The organism is Pseudomonas sp. CNPSo 3701 (genome assembly GCF_028674975.1).
GTDB classification, from domain to species: domain Bacteria; phylum Pseudomonadota; class Gammaproteobacteria; order Pseudomonadales; family Pseudomonadaceae; genus Aquipseudomonas; species Aquipseudomonas straminea.
The window spans coordinates 110,563-130,789 of record NZ_JAQZSI010000002.1 but is presented as its reverse complement, the minus strand read 5'-3'; the positions used below and the strand labels follow the sequence as shown (position 1 = coordinate 130,789).

General features: G+C 63.1%; 17 protein-coding genes. 16 read left to right on the top strand and 1 reads right to left on the bottom strand.

The window, feature by feature from the left end:
* Positions 1-9: 9 nt before the first annotated feature.
* The 16 genes from PVA39_RS07410 to nuoN all read left to right on the top strand — a co-directional run bounded on the left by PVA39_RS07410 (position 10) and on the right by nuoN (position 18,847).
* On the top strand, positions 10-624 hold the full coding sequence (locus PVA39_RS07410; RefSeq protein WP_274123536.1) for a DUF7931 domain-containing protein: 615 nt from the start codon (positions 10-12) through the stop codon (positions 622-624).
* 14 nt (positions 625-638) lie between these two features.
* Positions 639-1,445, top strand: a complete 807-nt coding sequence (locus tag PVA39_RS07405) for a secretin N-terminal domain-containing protein (protein ID WP_274123535.1) — start codon at positions 639-641, stop codon at positions 1,443-1,445.
* Between the two features lie 469 nt (positions 1,446-1,914).
* Complete coding sequence (locus PVA39_RS07400) at positions 1,915-3,510, top strand: isocitrate lyase (RefSeq protein ID WP_274123534.1); 1,596 nt, start codon at positions 1,915-1,917, stop codon at positions 3,508-3,510.
* A gap of 404 nt (positions 3,511-3,914) precedes the next feature.
* Positions 3,915-4,328 carry an NADH-quinone oxidoreductase subunit A gene (locus PVA39_RS07395; RefSeq protein WP_013791411.1) on the top strand — a complete coding sequence of 138 codons (414 nt, stop codon included), beginning with the start codon at positions 3,915-3,917 and terminating at the stop codon, positions 4,326-4,328.
* A 10-nt stretch (positions 4,329-4,338) separates the two neighbouring features.
* On the top strand, positions 4,339-5,016 hold the full coding sequence (locus tag PVA39_RS07390; protein WP_013791410.1) for a NuoB/complex I 20 kDa subunit family protein: 678 nt from the start codon (positions 4,339-4,341) through the stop codon (positions 5,014-5,016).
* Between the two features lie 60 nt (positions 5,017-5,076).
* The gene (nuoC, locus tag PVA39_RS07385; protein ID WP_274123533.1) at positions 5,077-6,858 is read left to right on the top strand and encodes an NADH-quinone oxidoreductase subunit C/D; all 1,782 of its coding nucleotides are present in this window, start codon (positions 5,077-5,079) and stop codon (positions 6,856-6,858) included.
* Positions 6,859-6,868: 10 nt separating this feature from the next.
* Entirely contained in the window at positions 6,869-7,360 is a 492-nt protein-coding gene (nuoE, locus tag PVA39_RS07380; RefSeq protein ID WP_274123532.1) for an NADH-quinone oxidoreductase subunit NuoE, read from the top strand.
* Positions 7,357-8,718, top strand: coding sequence for an NADH-quinone oxidoreductase subunit NuoF (gene nuoF, locus PVA39_RS07375; RefSeq protein ID WP_013791407.1), 1,362 nt, complete (start codon positions 7,357-7,359; stop codon positions 8,716-8,718). The genes nuoE and nuoF overlap by 4 nt, the downstream gene beginning before the upstream one ends.
* 107 nt (positions 8,719-8,825) lie before the next feature.
* On the top strand, positions 8,826-11,555 hold the full coding sequence (gene nuoG, locus PVA39_RS07370) for an NADH-quinone oxidoreductase subunit NuoG (RefSeq protein WP_274123531.1): 2,730 nt from the start codon (positions 8,826-8,828) through the stop codon (positions 11,553-11,555).
* The gene (nuoH, locus tag PVA39_RS07365; RefSeq protein WP_013791405.1) at positions 11,552-12,544 is read left to right on the top strand and encodes an NADH-quinone oxidoreductase subunit NuoH; all 993 of its coding nucleotides are present in this window, start codon (positions 11,552-11,554) and stop codon (positions 12,542-12,544) included. The genes nuoG and nuoH overlap by 4 nt, the downstream gene beginning before the upstream one ends.
* A 10-nt stretch (positions 12,545-12,554) precedes the next feature.
* Positions 12,555-13,103: an NADH-quinone oxidoreductase subunit NuoI gene (nuoI, locus tag PVA39_RS07360; RefSeq protein ID WP_027905361.1), complete on the top strand. Its 549-nt coding sequence runs from the start codon at positions 12,555-12,557 to the stop codon at positions 13,101-13,103.
* Positions 13,103-13,612: an NADH-quinone oxidoreductase subunit J gene (gene nuoJ / locus PVA39_RS07355; protein WP_027905360.1), complete on the top strand. Its 510-nt coding sequence runs from the start codon at positions 13,103-13,105 to the stop codon at positions 13,610-13,612. Before nuoI ends, nuoJ begins: the two co-directional genes overlap by 1 nt.
* Positions 13,609-13,917, top strand: coding sequence for an NADH-quinone oxidoreductase subunit NuoK (nuoK, locus tag PVA39_RS07350; RefSeq protein WP_027905359.1), 309 nt, complete (start codon positions 13,609-13,611; stop codon positions 13,915-13,917). Before nuoJ ends, nuoK begins: the two co-directional genes overlap by 4 nt.
* On the top strand, positions 13,914-15,761 hold the full coding sequence (nuoL, locus tag PVA39_RS07345; protein ID WP_274123530.1) for an NADH-quinone oxidoreductase subunit L: 1,848 nt from the start codon (positions 13,914-13,916) through the stop codon (positions 15,759-15,761). The genes nuoK and nuoL overlap by 4 nt, the downstream gene beginning before the upstream one ends.
* A 41-nt stretch (positions 15,762-15,802) precedes the next feature.
* A complete protein-coding gene (nuoM, locus tag PVA39_RS07340) occupies positions 15,803-17,332 on the top strand; it encodes an NADH-quinone oxidoreductase subunit M (RefSeq protein WP_147175810.1) in 1,530 nt (509 codons plus the stop codon).
* A 27-nt stretch (positions 17,333-17,359) separates the two neighbouring features.
* A complete protein-coding gene (gene nuoN, locus PVA39_RS07335) occupies positions 17,360-18,847 on the top strand; it encodes an NADH-quinone oxidoreductase subunit NuoN (RefSeq protein ID WP_274123805.1) in 1,488 nt (495 codons plus the stop codon).
* 305 nt (positions 18,848-19,152) lie between these two features.
* On the opposite strand, the gene PVA39_RS07330 is transcribed toward nuoN, so the two are convergent.
* Entirely contained in the window at positions 19,153-20,217 is a 1,065-nt protein-coding gene (locus tag PVA39_RS07330) for an AI-2E family transporter (protein ID WP_274123529.1), read from the bottom strand.
* Positions 20,218-20,227 lie beyond the last annotated feature (10 nt).

The window sequence follows — 20,227 nt, the reverse complement described above, 5'->3', positions numbered from 1 at the left end:
GAGGTCAGCATGAACGACGAACACACGCCCGCCGATCTCGAGCCCATCGAGTTCGAGTCGCCCGGGCGTTTCACCCTGCACAACCCGGACAGCCCCCTGCCGCAGCCGGCCGCCTGGGAGCCGGCACCCTTCGTGCTCGGCAGCGAGTCGGCCATGCAGCGTTTCAGCCTGCCCGACCAGGCTCGCAGCCACGCCCTGGCGATGATGCAGCAGGCCAGGCGCACGCTGTGCCTCTATAGCCCCGATCTCGAACCCTGGCTCTACCACCACAGCAGCATTCACGCGGCCTGCAGCGATTTTCTGTTGCGCCATCGCCACAGCAGCCTGCGCATCCTGGTGTGCGACAGCAGCCGCGCGGTTCGTGATGGGCACCGACTCATCGCCCTGTCGCGAAAATTGCCCAGCCACCTGCACATTCGCCTCTGTCATCCTGATTACCCTGTTCCTGAGGGCGCCTTTCTGCTGGCTGACGACCAGGGCCTGATGATGCGCCCGGAGCCGGATCAGTTCGGCGGCTATGCGAATTACCAAGACGCCGCCCGTGTGCGTCAGTTGCAGCGGCTATTCGACCAGACCTGGGATACCAGCATCACCGATCCTGACTTGCGAAGTTTTCTGCTATGAAGAGATTTCTTGCCATGAAGCGACATTTTCTCGGCGCCGCCCTGCTCGCGCTCAGCCTCTCGGCGCTGGCCGCCACCGAAGTCATTCCACTCAACTACCGCACGGCAGGCGACCTACTACCCGTGGTGCAATCTGCACTGGGCAACGACGGGCGGGTGAGCGCCTACGGCAACCAGCTGATCGTCAATGCGTCGCCGGCGAAGATCGAGGAGGTGCGCGCCCTGCTCGGCCAGCTCGACACCCAGCCGCGGCGCTTGCTGATCAGCGTCGACACCAGCGAATCGACCTACCGCGACGACCGGGGTTACGGGGTCGACGGCAGCATCAGCGCCGGCAATGGCCGCGTGGAAATCGGCCGCGGCGAAGTGAACGGCCGTGACCAGGCGCGCATCATCCGCCGCAGCACTGATAGCCGCGGTGGCGGCACCCAGCAGGTGCAGACCAGCGAGGGTTACCCGGCGCTGATCCAGGTTGGCCAGAGCGTGCCGGTGACCACCAGCAGCCGCGGCCCCTACGGCCAGGTGTACAACAACACCGAGTACCGCAACGTCACCCAGGGCTTCTACGTCACCGCCAGCCTGGCGGGCGAGATCGTGCACCTGGATATCAGCAGCAACCGTGACCGGGTCAGCCAGCAGCAACCCGGCGTGATCGACATCCAGCAAGCCGACACTCGGGTCAGCGGTCGGCTCGGCGAGTGGATCACCATCGGCGGCAGCAGCGAGCAGAGCCAGGCCGACCGCAGTGGCGTTCTGCGCCGCTACTCGACCGAAGGCCGCGACGACATGAGCATGCGCGTTAAGGTCGAGGTGATCGACTGAAAGTCCCGTAAAACGTGACCATACGGTCGATCCAAGACCTATGTAGTACTCCTAAAAAAACACTACAAAAACGATTGACGAACATTTCCGTCGGTCGCATGATGGCCTCGCTCCCGCTAATCAGGGGTTCTGGAAACGGGACCTCCGGGTCAATCTCCGCTTACCGCAGGGATCGATTCGTGTTGTTACGCCCACAAGGCAGCTCGACGAGATGGCGACTGGAACGAGGTTGTCCTGAGGGACGGGGAAGCGTTTCACGCATCGAACGGCACAGTGCCAAGGGCGTCCACGGGCCTGCACGCACCACCGCTCGCCTACCCGGCGGCGGGCACACGATGCGCTTCGTCCACCCGGCCACGGCCCTCCTCTTTCCGGTTTCCTCTCAACGTCTGCGGTGAGCTCGCGCCGAGCCTGCGCTTCCATGCGCGATGCCCGGTGCTCGACCAAACACACACTTGAAGGATTGACCATGTCAGCTTACGAAAACGACATCAAAGCCGTTGCCGCCCTGAAAGAAGCCGCTGGCAGCAGCTGGAGCGCTATCAACCCGGAATCCGTCGCTCGTATGCGCGCCCAGAACCGCTTCAAGACTGGCCTGGATGTAGCCAAGTACACCGCGGCCATCATGCGCAAGGACATGGCCGAGTACGATGCCGACTCGTCCGTCTACACCCAGTCGCTGGGCTGCTGGCATGGCTTCATCGGCCAGCAGAAACTGATTTCCATCAAGAAGCACCTCAAGACCACCAACAAGCGTTACCTGTACCTGTCCGGCTGGATGATCGCCGCGCTGCGTTCCGATTTCGGCCCGCTGCCGGATCAGTCCATGCACGAAAAGACCGCGGTCGCCGCACTCATCGAAGAGCTGTACACCTTCCTGCGCCAGGCCGACGCCCGTGAGCTGGACCTGCTGTTCAGTGCTCTCGATGCGGCTCGCGAGTCGGGCGATCGTGCCAAGCAGAGCGAGATCCAGGCGCAGATCGACAATTTCGAAACCCACGTGGTGCCGATCATCGCCGACATCGATGCCGGTTTCGGCAACCCCGAGGCCACCTACCTGCTCGCCAAGAAGATGATCGAAGCCGGCGCCTGCTGCATCCAGATCGAGAACCAGGTCTCCGACGAGAAACAGTGCGGCCACCAGGACGGCAAGGTCACCGTGCCCCATTCCGACTTCCTCGCCAAGATCAACGCGGTGCGCTACGCCTTCCTCGAGCTGGGCGTGGACGACGGCGTGATCGTCGCCCGTACCGATTCCCTGGGTGCCGGCCTCACCAAGCAGATCGCCGTGACCAGTGAGCCGGGCGACCTGGGCGACCAGTACAACTCGTTCCTGGATTGCGACGAAATCAGCCCGGCCGAACTGAAGAACGGCGATGTGGTGATCAACCGTGAAGGCAAGCTGCTGCGCCCCAAACGCCTGCCGTCCAACCTGTTCCAGTTCCGCAAGGGTACCGGCGAGGATCGCTGCGTACTGGACAGCATCACCTCGCTGCAGAACGGCGCGGACATGATCTGGATCGAAACCGAGAAGCCCCATGTCGGCCAGATCAAGGCCATGGTCGATCGCGTTCGCGAAGTGATCCCCAACGCCAAGCTGGTCTACAACAACAGCCCGTCGTTCAACTGGACCCTGAGCTTCCGCCAGCAGGTGTTCGATGCCTTCGTTGCCGACGGCAAGGACGTATCGGCCTACGATCGCGCCAAGCTGATGAGCGCCGAGTACGATGAAACCGAGCTGGCCCAGATTGCCGACGAGAAGATCCGCACCTTCCAGCGCGACGGTTCGGCCAATGCCGGCATCTTCCACCACCTGATCACCCTGCCGACCTACCACACCGCTGCGCTGTCCACCGACAACCTGGCCAAGGGCTACTTTGCCGACCAGGGCATGCTGGCCTACGTCAAGGGCGTGCAGCGCCAGGAGATCCGTCAGGGCATCGCCTGCGTCAAGCACCAGAACATGGCGGGCTCGGACATCGGCGACAACCACAAGGAGTACTTCGCCGGTGAAGCGGCCCTGAAGGCTGGCGGCAAGGACAACACCATGAACCAGTTCCATTGATAAAAAAGCATTTCCAATGTCTGGGCCCCGGCAGCAATGCCGGGGCTTTTTTACGGGTTCTACCTGGCCCGAGGTTTATTTCTTTAAATAGAGAAAAATGGAAATGCGGCGAACCAAAAGAGACAGCTTCTTAAATGATAAATATTCTCATAAATGTATTTTTCATTACTGCACCTCTTATATTCTGATGTGTCGTTTACCTACTTGCCCTGCGGCCCTGATTTGCCTGGAGTTTTAAAACTCGATCAGTTGCGACCATGCGACTTTTTATTATTTTTTGCGCTGAAAAATTTACTTACACCAGATACAGGCATAACATTATGTGAATTGATTCAAGGCCCTGTAGCGCCTTGGCATACATTCAAATCGTGCGTTAAGCCGTTCCTTGCCTGAGGAGCCCCGGCATGCTGGAAGCAAGCAGTTCCCTGTCCCATAACTGGGCGTTGGCCGTTTTTCTGCTGGGTGTCGTTGGCCTCTGTGCCTTCATGATGGGCGTCTCCAGCCTGCTGGGCAGCAAAGCCTGGGGTCGCAGCAAGAACGAGCCCTTCGAATCGGGCATGCTTCCCACCGGTAGCGCGCGCCTGCGCCTGTCGGCAAAATTCTATCTGGTCGCGATGCTTTTCGTGATTTTCGACGTCGAAGCCCTCTTTCTCTTCGCTTGGGCCGTCTCCGTTCGCGAAAGCGGCTGGGCCGGCTTTATCGAAGCAGCCGTTTTCATAAACATTCTGTTGGCAGGTCTTGTCTACCTTTGGCGTATCGGTGCGCTGGATTGGGCACCGGAGAGTCGTAAGGCTCGGCAGGCGAAGCTCAAACAATGAGGCTTTGGCGATGCAATACAAGCTCACTCGGATCGATCCGGATGCTCCCAACGAGCAATACCCGATCGGCAAGCGGGAGGTCGTTACCGACCAACAGCTAGAAGACGAAGTGCACAAGAACATCTACATGGGGAAACTCTCGGATGTTCTCAGCGGTGCGGTGAACTGGGGTCGCAAGAACTCCCTGTGGCCGTACAACTTCGGGCTTTCCTGCTGCTACGTGGAAATGACCACAGCATTCACCGCGCCGCACGACGTCGCGCGATTCGGTGCCGAGGTAATCCGCGCATCCCCACGCCAGGCCGACTTCATGGTCATCGCCGGCACCTGCTTCATCAAGATGGCGCCGGTCATCCAGCGCCTCTATGAGCAGATGCTCGAACCCAAGTGGGTCATTTCCATGGGCTCGTGCGCCAACTCCGGCGGCATGTACGACATCTATTCGGTCGTTCAGGGCGTCGACAAGTTCCTGCCCGTCGACGTCTACATTCCCGGTTGCCCACCGCGCCCCGAGGCGTTCCTGCAAGGCTTGATGCTGCTGCAGGAATCCATCGGTCAGGAGCGCCGCCCGCTGTCCTGGGTCGTTGGCGATCAAGGCGTTTACCGCGCCGAGATGCCATCGCAGAAAGAACAGCGCCGCGAGCAGCGTATTGCGGTTACCAACCTGCGTTCCCCTGACGAAGTCTGAGTCCTGCTTCCTTATAAAAGCCGGACTCACTCTCACCGTTGACCGATAGCGATCGAGACCATGACTGCAGACACCACCGTGTCCATTGCGCCGTACAAGGCGGACGACCAAGACGTCGTCGTTGAGCTTCAATCCCGTTTTGACGCCGACAGCTTCACGCTGCAGGCCACCCGCACCGGTATGCCGGTAATCTGGGTCGGCCGCGACAAGCTCGTCGAAGTGCTGCGCTTCCTGCGCGAGACCACCCGCCCCTACGTCATGCTGTATGACCTGCACGGCGTCGACGAGCGCCTGCGCACCCAGCGTCGCGGCCTGCCGGACGCCGATTTCACCGTCTTCTATCACCTCATGTCGCTGGAACGTAACAGCGACGTGATGATCAAGGTGGCGCTGCGCGAGGGCGACCTCAACCTGCCGTCCGTGACCGGCATCTGGCCGAACGCCAACTGGTACGAGCGCGAAGTGTGGGACCTGTACGGCATCCACTTCACCGGGCACCCGCATCTGACGCGCATCATGATGCCGCCGACCTGGGAAGGTCACCCGCTGCGCAAAGACTACCCGGCGCGGGCTACCGAATTCGATCCGTTCAGCCTGACCCTGGCCAAGCAGCAGCTCGAGGAAGAGGCCGCGCGCTTCAACCCCGAAGACTGGGGCATGAAACGCCACAGCGAGAACGAGGACTACATGTTCCTCAACCTCGGCCCCAACCACCCGTCCGCCCACGGGGCGTTCCGCATCATCCTGCAGCTCGACGGTGAAGAGATCCTCGATTGCGTGCCGGAAATCGGTTACCACCACCGCGGTGCCGAGAAGATGGCCGAGCGCCAGAGCTGGCACAGCTTCATTCCCTACACCGACCGTATCGACTACCTGGGCGGGGTGATGAACAACCTGCCCTACGTGCTCTCGGTCGAGAAGCTCGCCGGCATCAAGGTGCCGCAGAAGGTCGACACCATCCGCATCATGATGGCCGAGTTCTTCCGCATCACCAGCCACCTGCTGTTCCTAGGTACCTATATCCAGGACGTCGGCGCCATGACCCCGGTGTTCTTCACCTTCACGGACCGTCAGCGTGCCTATAAGGTGATCGAAGCCATTACCGGTTTCCGCCTGCACCCGGCCTGGTACCGCATCGGTGGCGTCGCCCACGACCTGCCGCGTGGCTGGGACAAACTGGTCAAGGAATTCGTCGACTGGCTGCCCAAGCGCCTCGACGAATACGAAAAGGCTGCACTGAGGAACAGCATCCTCAAGGCCCGTACCATCGGTGTGGCCCAGTACAACACCAAGGAAGCGCTGGAATGGGGCACCACCGGTGCCGGCCTGCGCGCCACTGGCTGCGATTTCGACCTGCGCAAGGCGCGCCCCTATTCCGGCTACGAGAACTTCGAGTTCGAAGTGCCGCTGGCCGCCAACGGCGATGCCTATGACCGCTGCATGGTGCGTGTCGAGGAGATGCGCCAGAGCATCCGGATCATCGACCAGTGCCTGCGCAACATGCCGGAAGGCCCGTACAAGGCGGATCACCCGCTGACCACGCCGCCGCCGAAAGAGCGCACGCTGCAGCACATCGAAACCCTGATCACCCACTTCCTGCAGGTTTCCTGGGGCCCGGTCATGCCGGCCAACGAAAGCTTCCAGATGATCGAAGCGACCAAGGGTATCAACAGCTACTACCTGACCAGCGACGGCAGCACCATGAGCTACCGCACGCGCATCCGCACGCCGAGCTTCGCCCACCTGCAGCAGATCCCCTCGGTGATCCGCGGCAGCATGGTCGCCGACCTGATTGCGTACCTGGGCAGTATCGACTTCGTCATGGCCGACGTGGATCGCTGAGGAGAACACCATGAACATGATTCAGACCGACCGTTTCGCCCTCAGTGAAACCGAGCGCTCGGCCATCGAGCACGAGATGCACCACTACGAGGACCCGCGTGCGGCGTCCATCGAAGCCCTGAAGATCGTGCAGAAGGAACGCGGCTGGGTGCCGGACGGCGCCGCCGATGCCATCGGCGCGATTCTCGGCATCCCGGCCAGCGACGTCGAAGGTGTCGCCACCTTCTACAGCCAGATTTTCCGCCAGCCTGTCGGCCGTCACATCATCCGTGTATGCGACAGCATGACCTGCTTCATCGGTGGCCACGAGAACGTGCTGGGCAGCATCAAGTCCGAACTGGGCATCGTGCCCGGCCAGACCACCGCCGACGGCCGCTTCACCCTGCTGCCGGTGTGCTGCCTGGGCAACTGCGACAAGGCGCCGGCGATGATGATCGACGACGAAACCTTTGGCGACGTGCAACCCGAAGGCGTGGCGCAACTGCTGGAGAACTTCCAATGATCAGCCGCAGCTCCAACCTGCTGACCTCCTTCGGCCCGGCCAACCGCATCGCCCGCAGCGAAGAGACCCACCCGCTGACCTGGCGCCTGCGCGACGACGCCCAGCCCGTGTGGCTCGACGAGTACCAGCAGAAGAACGGTTATGCCGCCGCCCGCAAGGCCCTGGCCGAGATGGCCCAAGCCGACATCGTGCAGACGGTCAAGGATTCCGGCCTCAAGGGCCGCGGTGGTGCGGGCTTTCCCACCGGCGTGAAGTGGGGCCTGATGCCCAACGACGAATCGCTGAACATCCGTTACCTGCTGTGCAACGCGGACGAGATGGAGCCCAACACCTGGAAGGACCGCATGCTGATGGAACAGCTGCCGCACCTGCTGGTGGAAGGCATGCTGATCAGCGCCCGGGCCCTGAAGGCCTACCGTGGCTACATCTTCCTGCGTGGCGAGTACGTCGACGCCGCAGCCAACCTCAACCGCGCCATCGAGGAAGCTAAGGCCGCCGGCCTGCTGGGCAAAAATATCCTGGGCAGCGGTTTCGATTTCGAGCTGTTCGTGCACACCGGCGCCGGGCGTTACATCTGCGGTGAAGAAACCGCACTAATCAACTCCCTGGAAGGCCGTCGCGCCAACCCGCGCGCCAAGCCGCCGTTCCCGGCCGCAGTGGGCGTATGGGGCAAGCCGACCTGCGTCAACAACGTCGAGACCCTGTGCAACGTGCCGTCGATCATCGGCAACGGCGTGGACTGGTACAAATCCCTGGCCCGCGAAGGCAGCGAAGACCACGGCACCAAGCTGATGGGCTTCTCCGGCAAGGTCAAGAACCCGGGTATCTGGGAACTGCCGTTCGGCATCAGCGCCCGCGAGCTGTTCGAGGATTACGCCGGCGGCATGCGCGACGGCTACACCCTCAAGGCCTGGCAGCCTGGCGGCGCCGGCACCGGTTTCCTGCTGCCCGAGCACCTCGAGGCCTCCATGTACGCCGCCGGCATCGCCAAGGTCGGCACCCGCATGGGTACCGGCCTGGCCCTGGCCATCGACAACACGGTGAACATGGTTTCGCTGCTGCGCAACATGGAAGAGTTCTTCGCCCGCGAATCCTGCGGCTGGTGCACGCCATGTCGTGACGGCCTGCCGTGGAGCGTGAAGATCCTCCGTGCCCTGGAGCGCAAGCAGGGCACCCGCGAGGACATCGACACCCTGCTCGGCCTGGTCAACTTCCTCGGCCCCGGCAAGACCTTCTGTGCTCACGCACCGGGTGCCGTGGAGCCACTGGGCAGCGCGATCAAGTATTTCCGTGAAGAGTTCGAAGCCGGTGTTGGCGCCACTGCGCCGCAGCCGCCGGTAGCGGCACACGCGGTATAGGCCCGATGGCCGGACGAGTGGGCGCGATGGCGCCGTCCGGCCCAGGCAAAGACAAGAATTCCCTTAGCCCGTCCGCTTTCGAGCGGGCAAACGAAGACTGAAGAAAAATGGCCACTATCCACGTAGACGGCAAAGATCTCGAAGTCGATGGTGCGGACAACCTGCTGCAGGCCTGTCTGTCCCTTGGTCTCGACATCCCCTACTTCTGCTGGCACCCGGCGCTCGGCAGCGTTGGCGCCTGCCGCCAGTGCGCGGTGAAGCAGTACAGCGACGAAAACGACAAGCGCGGCCGCCTGGTCATGTCCTGCATGACGCCGGCCACCGACAACAGCTGGATTTCCATCGACGACGAAGAGGCCGTGGCCTTCCGCAAGAGCGTCGTCGAGTGGCTGATGACCAACCACCCGCACGACTGCCCGGTGTGCGAGGAAGGCGGCCATTGCCACCTGCAGGACATGACGGTGATGACCGGCCACAACGCCCGTCGCTATCGCTTCAGCAAGCGCACCCACCAGAACCAGGAGCTCGGCCCGTTCATCGCCCATGAGATGAACCGCTGCATCGCCTGCTACCGCTGCGTGCGTTACTACAAGGATTACGCCGGCGGCACCGACCTGGGCGTCTACGGCGCCCACGACAACGTGTACTTCGGCCGCGTCGAAGACGGCACCCTGGAAAGCGAGTTCTCCGGCAACCTGGTCGAGGTTTGCCCGACCGGTGTGTTCACCGACAAGACCCACTCCGAACGCTACAACCGCAAGTGGGACATGCAGTTCGCCCCGAGCATCTGTCATGGCTGCTCCAGCGGCTGCAACACCAGCCCGGGTGAGCGCTACGGCGAAGTGCGCCGCATCGAGAACCGCTTCAACGGCTCGGTGAACCAGTACTTCCTGTGCGACCGTGGCCGCTTCGGCTATGGCTACGTCAACCGTGAAGACCGTCCGCGTCAGCCGGTGATGATGCTCAGCAAGATGAAGATGGGCCTGGACGCCGCACTGGATCAGGCTGCTGCCCTGCTCAAGGGGCGCAAGGTGATCGGCATCGGTTCGCCGCGTGCCAGCCTGGAGGGCAACTTCGCCCTGCGCGAGCTGGTCGGCGCTGGCAACTTCTACTCCGGTATCGCCGCGGCCGAGCAGGCCAACATCCGCCTTATCCGCGACGTGCTGCAGAACGGGCCGCTGCCGGTGCCGACCCTGCGCGACATCGAGAGCCACGACGCGGTGTTCGTGCTCGGTGAAGACCTCACCCAGACCGCCGCCCGCGTCGCTCTGGCCCTGCGCCAGTCGGTCAAGGGCAAGGCCACCGAGATCGCTGCCGGCGCGAAGATCCAGGATTGGCACATGGCCGCCGTGCAGAACGTCGCCCAGCACGCGCTCAATCCGCTGTTCATCGCCAGCGTCACCGCCACTCGCCTCGACGACGTCGCCGAGCAGTGCGTACACGCCGCGCCCGATGACCTGGCGCGCATCGGCTTCGCGGTGGCCCACGCCATCGATCCGAGCGCCCCGGCCGTCGAAGGCCTGGAAGCCGAGGCCGGCGAGCTGGTGCAACGCATCGCCGAAGCGCTGCTCAACGCCAAGCGCCCGCTGATCGTTTCCGGCGCCTCGCTGGGCAATCGCGCGCTGATCGAAGCCGCCGCGAACATCGCCAGCGCCCTGAAGAACCGCGAGAAGAACGGCTCCATCAGCCTGGTGGTGCCGGAAGCCAACAGCATGGGCATGGCTCTGCTGATGGGCGAGCAGTTCGCCGGCAACAGCCTGGACGACGCCCTCGAAGCGCTGACCTCCGGTCAGTCCGACGCCCTGGTGGTGCTGGAGAACGATCTCTATCACCGCGCCGATGCCGCCCGTGTGGACGCCGCCCTGGCCGCCACCAAGGTGGTGATCGTCGCCGATCACCAGAGCACCGCCACCACCGCCAAGGCGCACCTGCTGCTGCCGGCTGCCAGCTTCGCTGAAGGCGACGGCACCCTGGTCAGCCAGGAAGGCCGCGCCCAGCGTTTCTTCCAGGTCTACGACCCGTCCTACTACGACGCCAACATTCTGGTGCGCGAAGGCTGGCGCTGGCTGCACGCGCTGCACAGCACGCTGCACAATCGCGTCGTCGACTGGACCCAGCTCGACCAGGTCACCGCGGCCTGCGCCGACAGCTCCGCCCAGCTGGCCGGCATCCGTGATGCCGCGCCAAGCGCCTCGTTCCGCATCAAGGGCCTCAAGCTGGCCCGTGAACCGCATCGCTACAGCGGTCGTACCGCCATGCGCGCCAACATCAGCGTGCACGAGCCGCGTCAGCCCCAGGACAAGGACAGCGCCTTTGCCTTCTCCATGGAAGGCTACTCGGGCAGCAAGGAAGACCGTCAGCAGATCCCGTTCGCCTGGTCGCCAGGCTGGAACTCGCCTCAGGCCTGGAACAAGTTCCAGGATGAAGTCGGTGGTCACCTGCGTGCCGGCGACCCCGGCGTGCGCCTGATCGAAGCCAAGGGCGCGAGCCTGGGCTGGTTCAATGCACCGACGGCCTTCAACCCGGCCCAAGGCACCTGGCAGGCCGTGCCGCTGCACCATCTGTTCGGTAGCGAGGAAATGTCCTCGCGCGCCGCGCCGATCGCCGAGCGCACACCCGAAGCCTACGTGGCGCTGGCCAAGGATGAAGCCGATCGCCTGGGCGTCAACGACGGCGCACTGCTGCAACTGAGCGTCAACGGCCAGAACCTGCGCCTGCCGCTGCGCGTCACTGAAGAACTGGCCATCGGCCTGGTCGGCCTGCCGGTCGGCCTGGCTGGCATTCCGGCGGCCATCTCTGGCGCGGCCGTGAGCAACATTGGGGAGGCCGCGCAATGAGTTGGCTGACTCCACAGTTGCTCGACATCATCCAGGAAGTGCTCAAGGCCATCGTCATCCTGCTCGCCGTGGTGGTATGCGGTGCACTGCTGAGCTTCGTCGAACGCCGCCTGCTCGGCTGGTGGCAGGATCGCTACGGCCCCAACCGGGTCGGCCCGTTCGGCATGTTCCAGCTCGCTGCGGACATGCTCAAGATGTTCTTCAAGGAAGACTGGACGCCGCCGTTCGCCGACAAGCTGATCTTCACCCTGGCGCCGATCATCGCCATGGGCGCCATGCTGGTGGCCTTCGCGATCATCCCGATCACCCCCAACTGGGGCGTGGCGGACCTGAACATCGGCATTCTGTTCTTCTTCGCCATGGCCGGTCTTTCGGTGTACGCCGTGCTGTTCGCCGGCTGGTCTAGCAACAACAAGTTCGCCCTGCTCGGCAGCCTGCGTGCCTCGGCCCAGACCATCTCCTACGAGGTGTTCCTGGCCCTGGCGCTGATGGGCATCGTCGCCCAGGTCGGCTCGTTCAACATGCGCGACATCGTCGATTACCAGGCCCAGAACCTGTGGTTCATCATTCCGCAGTTCTTCGGCTTCTGTACTTTCTTCATCGCCGGCGTGGCCGTGACGCACCGTCACCCCTTCGACCAGCCGGAAGCGGAGCAGGAGCTGGCCGACGGTTACCACATCGAATACGCCGGCATGAAATGGGGCATGTTCTTCGTCGGTGAATACATCGGCATCGTGACCATCTCCGCGCTGCTGGTAACCCTGTTCTTCGGTGGCTGGCACGGTCCGTTCGGCATTCTGCCGCAGATCCCGTTCTTCTGGTTCGCGATCAAGACCTGCTTCTTCATCATGATCTTCATCCTGCTGCGCGCGTCCATTCCGCGCCCGCGGTATGACCAGGTCATGGCCTTCAGCTGGAAGTTCTGCCTGCCGCTGACCCTGATCAACCTGCTGGTGACCGGCGCCGTCGTGCTGGCCACGGCCCAGTAAGGAGCGAGTGATGTTCAAATATATTTGGGACGTACTGGTCGGTACCGCGACCCAATTGCGCAGCCTGGTCATGGTCTTCGGCCATGGCTTTCGCAAGCGCGACACCCTGCAATACCCGGAAGAACAGGTCTACCTGCCGCCGCGCTACCGCGGCCGCATCGTACTGACCCGCGACCCCGACGGCGAAGAACGCTGCGTAGCCTGCAACCTGTGCGCCGTGGCCTGCCCGGTGGGCTGCATTTCGCTGCAGAAGGCGGAAACCGAAGACGGTCGCTGGTACCCGGACTTCTTCCGCATCAACTTCTCGCGCTGCATCTTCTGCGGCCTTTGCGAGGAAGCCTGCCCGACCACCGCGATCCAGCTCACCCCGGATTTCGAAATGGGCGAGTTCAAGCGTCAGGACCTGGTGTACGAGAAGGAAGACCTGCTGATCTCCGGCCCCGGCAAGAACCCGGACTACAACTTCTACCGCGTGGCCGGCATGGCCATCGCCGGCAAGCCGAAAGGCGCCGCGCAGGACGAAGCCGAGCCGATCAACGTCAAGGGGTTGTTGCCATAATGGAATTCGCCTTCTACTTCTCCGCAGGGGTCGCGGTTGCCTCGACCTTTGGCGTGATCACCGGCAAGAACCCGGTGCACGCCCTGCTCTACCTGATCATCTCGCTGCTCGCCGTATCCATGGTGTTCTTCAGCCTCGGCGCGCCGTTCGCCGGTGCCCTGGAGATCATCGTCTACGCCGGTGCAATCATGGTGCTGTTCGTGTTCGTGGTGATGATGCTCAACCTCGGCCCGGCCTCGGTACAGCAGGAACGCACCTGGCTGACCCCGGGCATCTGGATCGGCCCGGCGCTGCTCTCCGCGCTGCTGCTGGGTCAGCTGCTGTACGTGCTGTTCGCCGTACCGAGCGGCGCCACCATCGGCCACACCACGGTTGATGCCAAGGCCGTGGGCATTCACCTGTTCGGCCCATATCTGCTGGCCGTCGAGCTGGCCTCCATGCTGCTGCTGGCCGCACTGGTCGCCGCCTATCACCTGGGCCGTAACGACATCAAGGATGCTACGCCATGAACGGTATTCCAATGGAGCACGGCCTGGCGCTGGCCGGCGTGCTGTTCAGCCTCGGCCTGGTTGGCCTGATGGTGCGCCGCAACATCCTGTTCGTGCTGATGAGCCTGGAAGTGATGATGAACGCCGCCGCCCTCGCCTTCGTGGTCGCCGGTGCGCGCTGGGGCCAGGCGGACGGGCAGATCATGTTCATTCTGGTCATCGCCCTGGCCGCCGCCGAAGCGAGCATTGGCCTGGCGATCCTGCTGCAGCTGTATCGCCGCTTCCACACCCTCGATATCGACGCAGCCAGCGAGATGCGCGGATGAACCTCTTATTCCTGACACTCCTGTTCCCACTGATCGGCTGGTTCATCCTGGCCTTTTCCCGCGGCCGCCTGAGCGAAGGCGCTGCCGCGATCGTCGGTGTCGGCTCGGTCGGCCTGTCGGCCCTGACCACCGCCTGGATCATGTGGCAGTTCAACGTCGCGCCACCGGCAGACGGCGTTCACACCCAGACCCTGTGGCAGTGGATGAGCGTCGACGGCCTGGCGCCGAGCTTCACCCTGTACCTGGACGGCCTGTCGCTGACCATGCTCGGCGTGGTCACCGGCGTGGGCTTCCTGATCCACATGTTCGCCAGCTGGTACATGCGCGGTGAAGAGGGTTACTCGCGTTTCCTCTCCTACACCAACCTGTTCATCTTCAGCATGCTGCTGCTGGTGCTGGGCGATAACCTGATGACCCTGTTCTTCGGGTGGGAAGGCGTCGGTCTGTGCTCGTACCTGCTGATCGGCTTCTACTACAAGCACGTGCCCAACGGTAATGCGGCGCTGAAAGCGTTCATCGTTACCCGCATCGGTGACGTGTTCCTGATGATCGGCCTGTTCCTGCTGTTCCTCAACCTCGGCACCCTGAACATCCAGGAACTGATGGTTCTGGCCCCGCAGAAGTACGCAGCCGGCGATACCTGGCTGTGGCTGGCGACCCTGATGCTGCTCGGCGGCGCGGTCGGTAAATCCGCCCAGCTGCCCCTGCAGACCTGGCTGGCCGACGCCATGGCCGGCCCGACCCCGGTTTCGGCACTGATCCACGCCGCCACCATGGTCACCGCGGGCGTCTACCTGATCGCGCGTACCAATGGCCTGTTCCTGCTGACCCCGGAGATTCTCGGGCTGGTCGGCATCGTCGGTGGCGTGACCCTGGTGCTGGCGGGTTTTGCCGCTCTGGTGCAGACCGACATCAAGCGCATCCTCGCCTACTCGACCATGAGCCAGATCGGCTACATGTTCCTGGCCCTGGGCGTGGGTGCCTGGGACGCGGCGATCTTCCACCTGATGACCCACGCCTTCTTCAAGGCGCTGCTGTTCCTCGCTTCCGGTTCGGTGATCCACGCCTGCCACCACGAGCAGAACATCTTCAAGATGGGTGGCCTGTGGAAGAAGCTGCCGCTGGCCTATGCCAGCTTCATCGTCGGCGGCTCGGCCCTGGCGGCGCTGCCGCTTATCACCGTGGGCTTCTACTCCAAGGACGAGATTCTCTGGGAAGCCTTCGCCAGCGGTAATTCCGGCCTGCTCTACGCCGGTTTGCTGGGCGCCTTCATGACCTCGATCTACACCTTCCGGCTGATCTTCATCGCCTTCCATGGCGAGCAGAAGACCGATGCCCATGCCGGTCATGGCATCGCCCACAACCTGCCGCTGATCGTGCTGATCGTGCTGTCGACCTTCATCGGTGCCTGGATCACCCCGCCGCTGGCTGGCGTGCTGCCGCAGAGCGCCGGCCATGCCGGTGGCGAGGCCAAGCACAGCCTGGAAATCGTCTCGGGCTGCATCGCCCTGGCCGGTATCCTGCTGGCCGCCATGCTGTTCCTCGGCAAGCGCAGTTTCGTGAACGCCGTCGCCAGCAGCGCGCCGGGTCGTTTCCTGTCGGCCTGGTGGTTCGCCGCCTGGGGCTTCGACTGGCTCTACGACAAGATTTTCGTGCAGCCCTACCTGTTCTTCTGCCGGTTGCTCGCCCGTGACCCGATCGACGGTGCCATCGGCATCGTCCCGCGCCTGGTGCGTGGTGGTCATGGCGTGCTGAGCCGCAGCGAAACCGGGCATCTGCGCTGGTACGCCATCTCCATCGCCGGGGGCGCCGTGCTGGTGCTCGCTGCTGTGCTGCTGGCCTGACCGATGATCCCGAATACTTTTTCTAAGGAAACTCGCCCGTCATGATTCTGCCTTGGCTAATCCTGATCCCCTTTATCGGCGGCCTGTTGTGCTGGCAGGCGGAGCGCTTCGGCGGAACCCTGCCGCGCTGGATCGCGCTGCTGACCATGTCCCTGCTGTTCGGCCTCGGCCTGTGGCTGTGGGGCACCGGTGACTTTAGCCTGGCGCCTGCGCCGGGTGCCGAGCCACGCTGGGCGCACGAATTCCAGGTGCGCTGGATCGAGCGCTTCGGCATCAGCATCCACCTGGCGATGGACGGCCTGTCGGTACTGATGGTCACCCTCACCGGCCTGCTCGGCGTGCTGTCGGTACTGTGCTCGTGGAACGAGATCCAGAAGCGCGTGGGCTTCTTCCACCTCAACCTGATGTGGATCCTCGGCGGCGTGGTCGGCGTGTTCCTGGCCATCGACCTGTTCCTGTTCTTCTTCTTCTGGGAAATGATGCTGGTGCCGATGTATTTCCTCATCGCGCTCTGGGGTCATAGCGGCAGCCCTGGCAAGAGCCGCATCAACGCGGCCACCAAGTTCTTCATCTTCACCCAGGCCAGTGGTCTGGTGATGCTGGTGGCGATTCTTGGCCTGGTGTTCGTGCACTTCAACCAGACCGGCGTATTCACCTTCAACTATGCCGACCTGCTCAAGACCGAGCTGTCCGAAGGTACCGAATACCTGCTGATGCTGGGCTTCTTCATCGCCTTCGCGGTCAAGTTCCCGGTGGTGCCCCTGCACTCCTGGCTACCGGACGCCCACGCCCAGGCGCCGACCGCAGGCTCGGTGGACCTCGCCGGTATCCTGCTGAAAACCGCGGCCTACGGCCTGCTACGCTTCTCATTGCCACTGTTCCCCAATGCCTCGGCGGAGTTCGCGCCGATCGCCATGTACCTGGGCGTGTTCGCCATCATCTACGGCGCCCTGCTGTCGTTCGCGCAGACCGACATCAAGCGCCTGGTGGCCTACTCCAGCGTGTCGCACATGGGCTTCGTGCTGATCGCCATCTACTCGGGCAGCCAGATCGCCCTGCAGGGTGCGGTGGTGCAGATGATGGCCCACGGCCTTTCGGCTGCGGCGCTGTTCATCCTCTGCGGCCAGCTTTACGAGCGCCTGCACACCCGCGACATGCGCGAGATGGGCGGCATCTGGGCACGCATGTCCTGGTTGCCGGCACTCAGCCTGTTCTTCGCGGCTGCTGCACTGGGCCTGCCGGGCACCGGCAACTTCGTCGGCGAGTTCCTGATCCTGATCGGCAGCTTCCCGACCGCGCCGTGGGTCACCGTGATCGCGGCGACCGGCCTGGTACTGGGCTCCGTGTACTCGCTGATCATGATTCACCGCGCCCACTTCGGCCCGGTGAAGAACGACAGCCCGCTGCCGGGCCTGCAATTTCGTGAACTGAGCATGGTGCTGTGCCTCGCGGTGCTGCTGATCCTGCTCGGCGTTTACCCGCAGCCGGTGCTCGACACCTCTGCCGCCAGCATGCAAGGCGTGCAGCAGTGGTTCAGTGGCGCTCTCGATCAACTCGCCTCGGGCCGGTAAGGGTTAAAATTTATGGAACATCATGCTGTGCAATTCTCCACCCAACACCTGATCGCCCTGCTGCCGCTGCTGGTAACCTGCGCCACCGTGGTGGTGGTCATGCTGGCCATCGCCTGGAAGCGTAGCCACTCGATGACCTTCGTGCTGTCGGTGATCGGCCTCAACGCGGCCCTGCTGTCGCTGCTGCCGACCATTGGCGTCACGCCGCTGCAGGTCACCCCGCTGATGCAGATCGACACCTTCGCCTGCTATTACATGGCGCTGGTGCTGATCGCCACCCTGGCGTGCGTCACCCTCACCCACGCCTACCTGGGCGAGGCCAAGGTCAATGACGGGCAGACCAAGGGCTACCCGCGCAACCGCGAAGAAATGTACCTGCTGCTGCTGCTCTCCGCGGCTGGCGGCCTGGTGCTGGTCAGCACCGAGCACCTGGCGGGCCTGTTCATCGGTCTGGAGCTGCTCTCGGTACCGACCTACGGGATGATCGCCTATGCCTACTTCAACAAGCGTTCGCTGGAAGCCGGCATCAAGTACATGGTGCTGTCGGCCGCCGGCAGCGCCTTCCTGCTGTTCGGCATGGCGCTGCTGTATGCCGACGCCGGCAGCCTGAGCTTCGCCCAGATCGGTGCCAGCCTGGCCGGTGCCAGCGGCAGCCAGCTGGTGCAGATCGGTATCGGCATGATGCTCATCGGTCTGGCGTTCAAGCTGTCCATGGTGCCCTTCCACCTGTGGACGCCGGACGTCTACGAAGGCGCCCCGGCGCCAGTGGCCGCCTTCCTGGCAACCGCCAGCAAGGTCGCGGTATTCGCCGTGCTGCTGCGTCTGTATCAGCTCTCCCCGGCCACCGCCGGCGGCTGGCTGAACGACCTGCTGACGGTCATCGCCATCGCCTCGATCCTGTTCGGCAACCTGCTGGCCCTGGTGCAGAACAACCTCAAGCGTCTGCTCGGTTATTCGTCCATCGCCCACTTCGGTTACCTGCTGGTGGCGTTGATTGCCAGCAAGGGCCTGGCCGTGGAAGCCATCGGCGTGTACATGGCCACCTACGTGCTGACCAGCCTGGGCGCCTTCGGGGTGATCACCCTGATGTCGACGCCCTACAACGGCCGTGACGCCGACGCGCTGTATGAGTACCGCGGCCTGTTCTGGCGCCGCCCATACCTGACCGCGGTGCTGACCGTGATGATGCTGTCGCTGGCCGGTATTCCGCTCACTGCAGGCTTCATCGGCAAGTTCTACGTGATCGCCGCGGGTGTGCAGGCGCAACTGTGGTGGTTGATCGGCGCACTGGTTCTGGGCAGCGCCATCGCAGTGTTCTACTACCTGCGCGTGATGGTGACCCTGTTCCTCAACGAGCCGAACCTGCAGCGTCACGATGCACCGTTCAACTGGGGCCAACGTGCCGGCGGCATCATGCTGATGCTGGTGGCGGCCCTGGCCTTCGTGCTCGGCGTTTACCCGCAGCCGCTGCTGGATCTGGTCCAGCAGGCCGGCCTGGCTGCTGTCGCGCTCTGATCAGAGTCGCGTCATGAAAGAACGGCTGCATCAGGGCAGCCGTTTTTGTTTATGTGTGATGGGTGCGAGCCTCCTTAAAACGTCTGGCAGCTGCTCCCCGGATTTCACCCAGCCTACAGATTTCGGTAATAGTGCTTTTCGTAGCCTGCTGCTGAGCGAAGCGATGCGCAGGATTGGCGACGAAAGACTTCGCAGGGCGAAGACCCCGAGTTTGCTTCGCGCTACCTAGGCTACGGGACGTTAAGACCGTGCGTGATAACGAAAAACGGCTGCACTCGGGCAGCCGTTTAGGGTGAAGCGGGAAATTACTCGGGCAACCTGACGATCTTCTTGCCGCCGGCGAACAGGTTCCAGCTGGCAACGAACAATGCAGCGATCAGCGGACCCAACACGAAGCCGTTGAGGCCGAACAAGGCCATGCCGCCGAGGGTGGAAATCAGGATCAGGTAATCGGGCATCCGGGTATCCTTGCCGACCAGAATCGGGCGCAGGATATTGTCCACCAGGCCGATCACCAGTACCCCGAACAGGGTCAGCACCACGCCCTGCCAGATATCGCCGCTAAGCAGCAGGTACACCGCCACCGGCGCCCAGACGATACCGGCACCGGCCGCTGGCAACAGCGACAGGAAGGCCATCAGCACGCCCCACAGCAGCGGGCTGGGAATGCCCAGTATCCAGAAAATCAAACCACCCAGCGCGCCCTGTACGGCAGCCACGACGATATTGCCTTTCACGGTGGCACGCACTACTCGGGTGAACTTGATCTGCAGGCGGCGCTTGGTGTTGTCGCCCAGCGGCACGGCCATACGAATGTCGCGTACCAGCTCCTGGCCATCGCGCAGCAGGAAAAACAGCAGATAGAGCATGATGAAAAAGCTAACCACGAACTGAAAGGTGCCTTGGCCGATGGCGAACACCTTGGTTGCCAGGTACTGGCTACCAGCAGCGGCGCCGCTGGTGATGCTTTCCTGCAGATCGGCCATATTGCCCATTCCCACGCGGTCGATCTGCCGCTGCAGGAACGGCGGCAGCATTTCCTTGGTGCTGGTCACGTAGGCGCCCACGTCCAGTTCGCCGGAGTCGATGCGCTGATAGATGCTGGTGCCCTCGGCGACCATCGCCGAGGTGATGAAGATCACCGGCAGAATCGCCACCAGCAGGCAGACGATTAGCGTCAGCAGGGCCGACAGATTGCCGCGCCCACCGATTCGCCGAGCCAGGCGACGCTGCAGCGGAGCGAACACCACGGCTAGCGCCACCGCCCAGAACACCGCGCCGTAGAACGGCAGCAGTATCCAGATGAAGGCGATAGTCACCAGAGCAAGCAGGAGGATGAAAGCTTTCTTTTCTAGGGAAGTCGTCGGCATGGTCCGGTCA

What these genes read in the sequence shown, in the direction of transcription:
- PVA39_RS07410 (WP_274123536.1), top strand. Translation starts at nt 10, where the DNA reads ATGAACGACGAACACACGCCCGCCGATCTCGAGCCCATCGAGTTCGAG.
- PVA39_RS07405 (WP_274123535.1), top strand. Translation starts at nt 639, where the DNA reads ATGAAGCGACATTTTCTCGGCGCCGCCCTGCTCGCGCTCAGCCTCTCG.
- PVA39_RS07400 (WP_274123534.1), top strand. Translation starts at nt 1,915, where the DNA reads ATGTCAGCTTACGAAAACGACATCAAAGCCGTTGCCGCCCTGAAAGAA.
- PVA39_RS07395 (WP_013791411.1), top strand. Translation starts at nt 3,915, where the DNA reads ATGCTGGAAGCAAGCAGTTCCCTGTCCCATAACTGGGCGTTGGCCGTT.
- PVA39_RS07390 (WP_013791410.1), top strand. Translation starts at nt 4,339, where the DNA reads ATGCAATACAAGCTCACTCGGATCGATCCGGATGCTCCCAACGAGCAA.
- nuoC (WP_274123533.1), top strand. Translation starts at nt 5,077, where the DNA reads ATGACTGCAGACACCACCGTGTCCATTGCGCCGTACAAGGCGGACGAC.
- nuoE (WP_274123532.1), top strand. Translation starts at nt 6,869, where the DNA reads ATGAACATGATTCAGACCGACCGTTTCGCCCTCAGTGAAACCGAGCGC.
- nuoF (WP_013791407.1), top strand. Translation starts at nt 7,357, where the DNA reads ATGATCAGCCGCAGCTCCAACCTGCTGACCTCCTTCGGCCCGGCCAAC.
- nuoG (WP_274123531.1), top strand. Translation starts at nt 8,826, where the DNA reads ATGGCCACTATCCACGTAGACGGCAAAGATCTCGAAGTCGATGGTGCG.
- nuoH (WP_013791405.1), top strand. Translation starts at nt 11,552, where the DNA reads ATGAGTTGGCTGACTCCACAGTTGCTCGACATCATCCAGGAAGTGCTC.
- nuoI (WP_027905361.1), top strand. Translation starts at nt 12,555, where the DNA reads ATGTTCAAATATATTTGGGACGTACTGGTCGGTACCGCGACCCAATTG.
- nuoJ (WP_027905360.1), top strand. Translation starts at nt 13,103, where the DNA reads ATGGAATTCGCCTTCTACTTCTCCGCAGGGGTCGCGGTTGCCTCGACC.
- nuoK (WP_027905359.1), top strand. Translation starts at nt 13,609, where the DNA reads ATGAACGGTATTCCAATGGAGCACGGCCTGGCGCTGGCCGGCGTGCTG.
- nuoL (WP_274123530.1), top strand. Translation starts at nt 13,914, where the DNA reads ATGAACCTCTTATTCCTGACACTCCTGTTCCCACTGATCGGCTGGTTC.
- nuoM (WP_147175810.1), top strand. Translation starts at nt 15,803, where the DNA reads ATGATTCTGCCTTGGCTAATCCTGATCCCCTTTATCGGCGGCCTGTTG.
- PVA39_RS07330 (WP_274123529.1), bottom strand. Translation starts at nt 20,217, where the DNA reads ATGCCGACGACTTCCCTAGAAAAGAAAGCTTTCATCCTCCTGCTTGCT.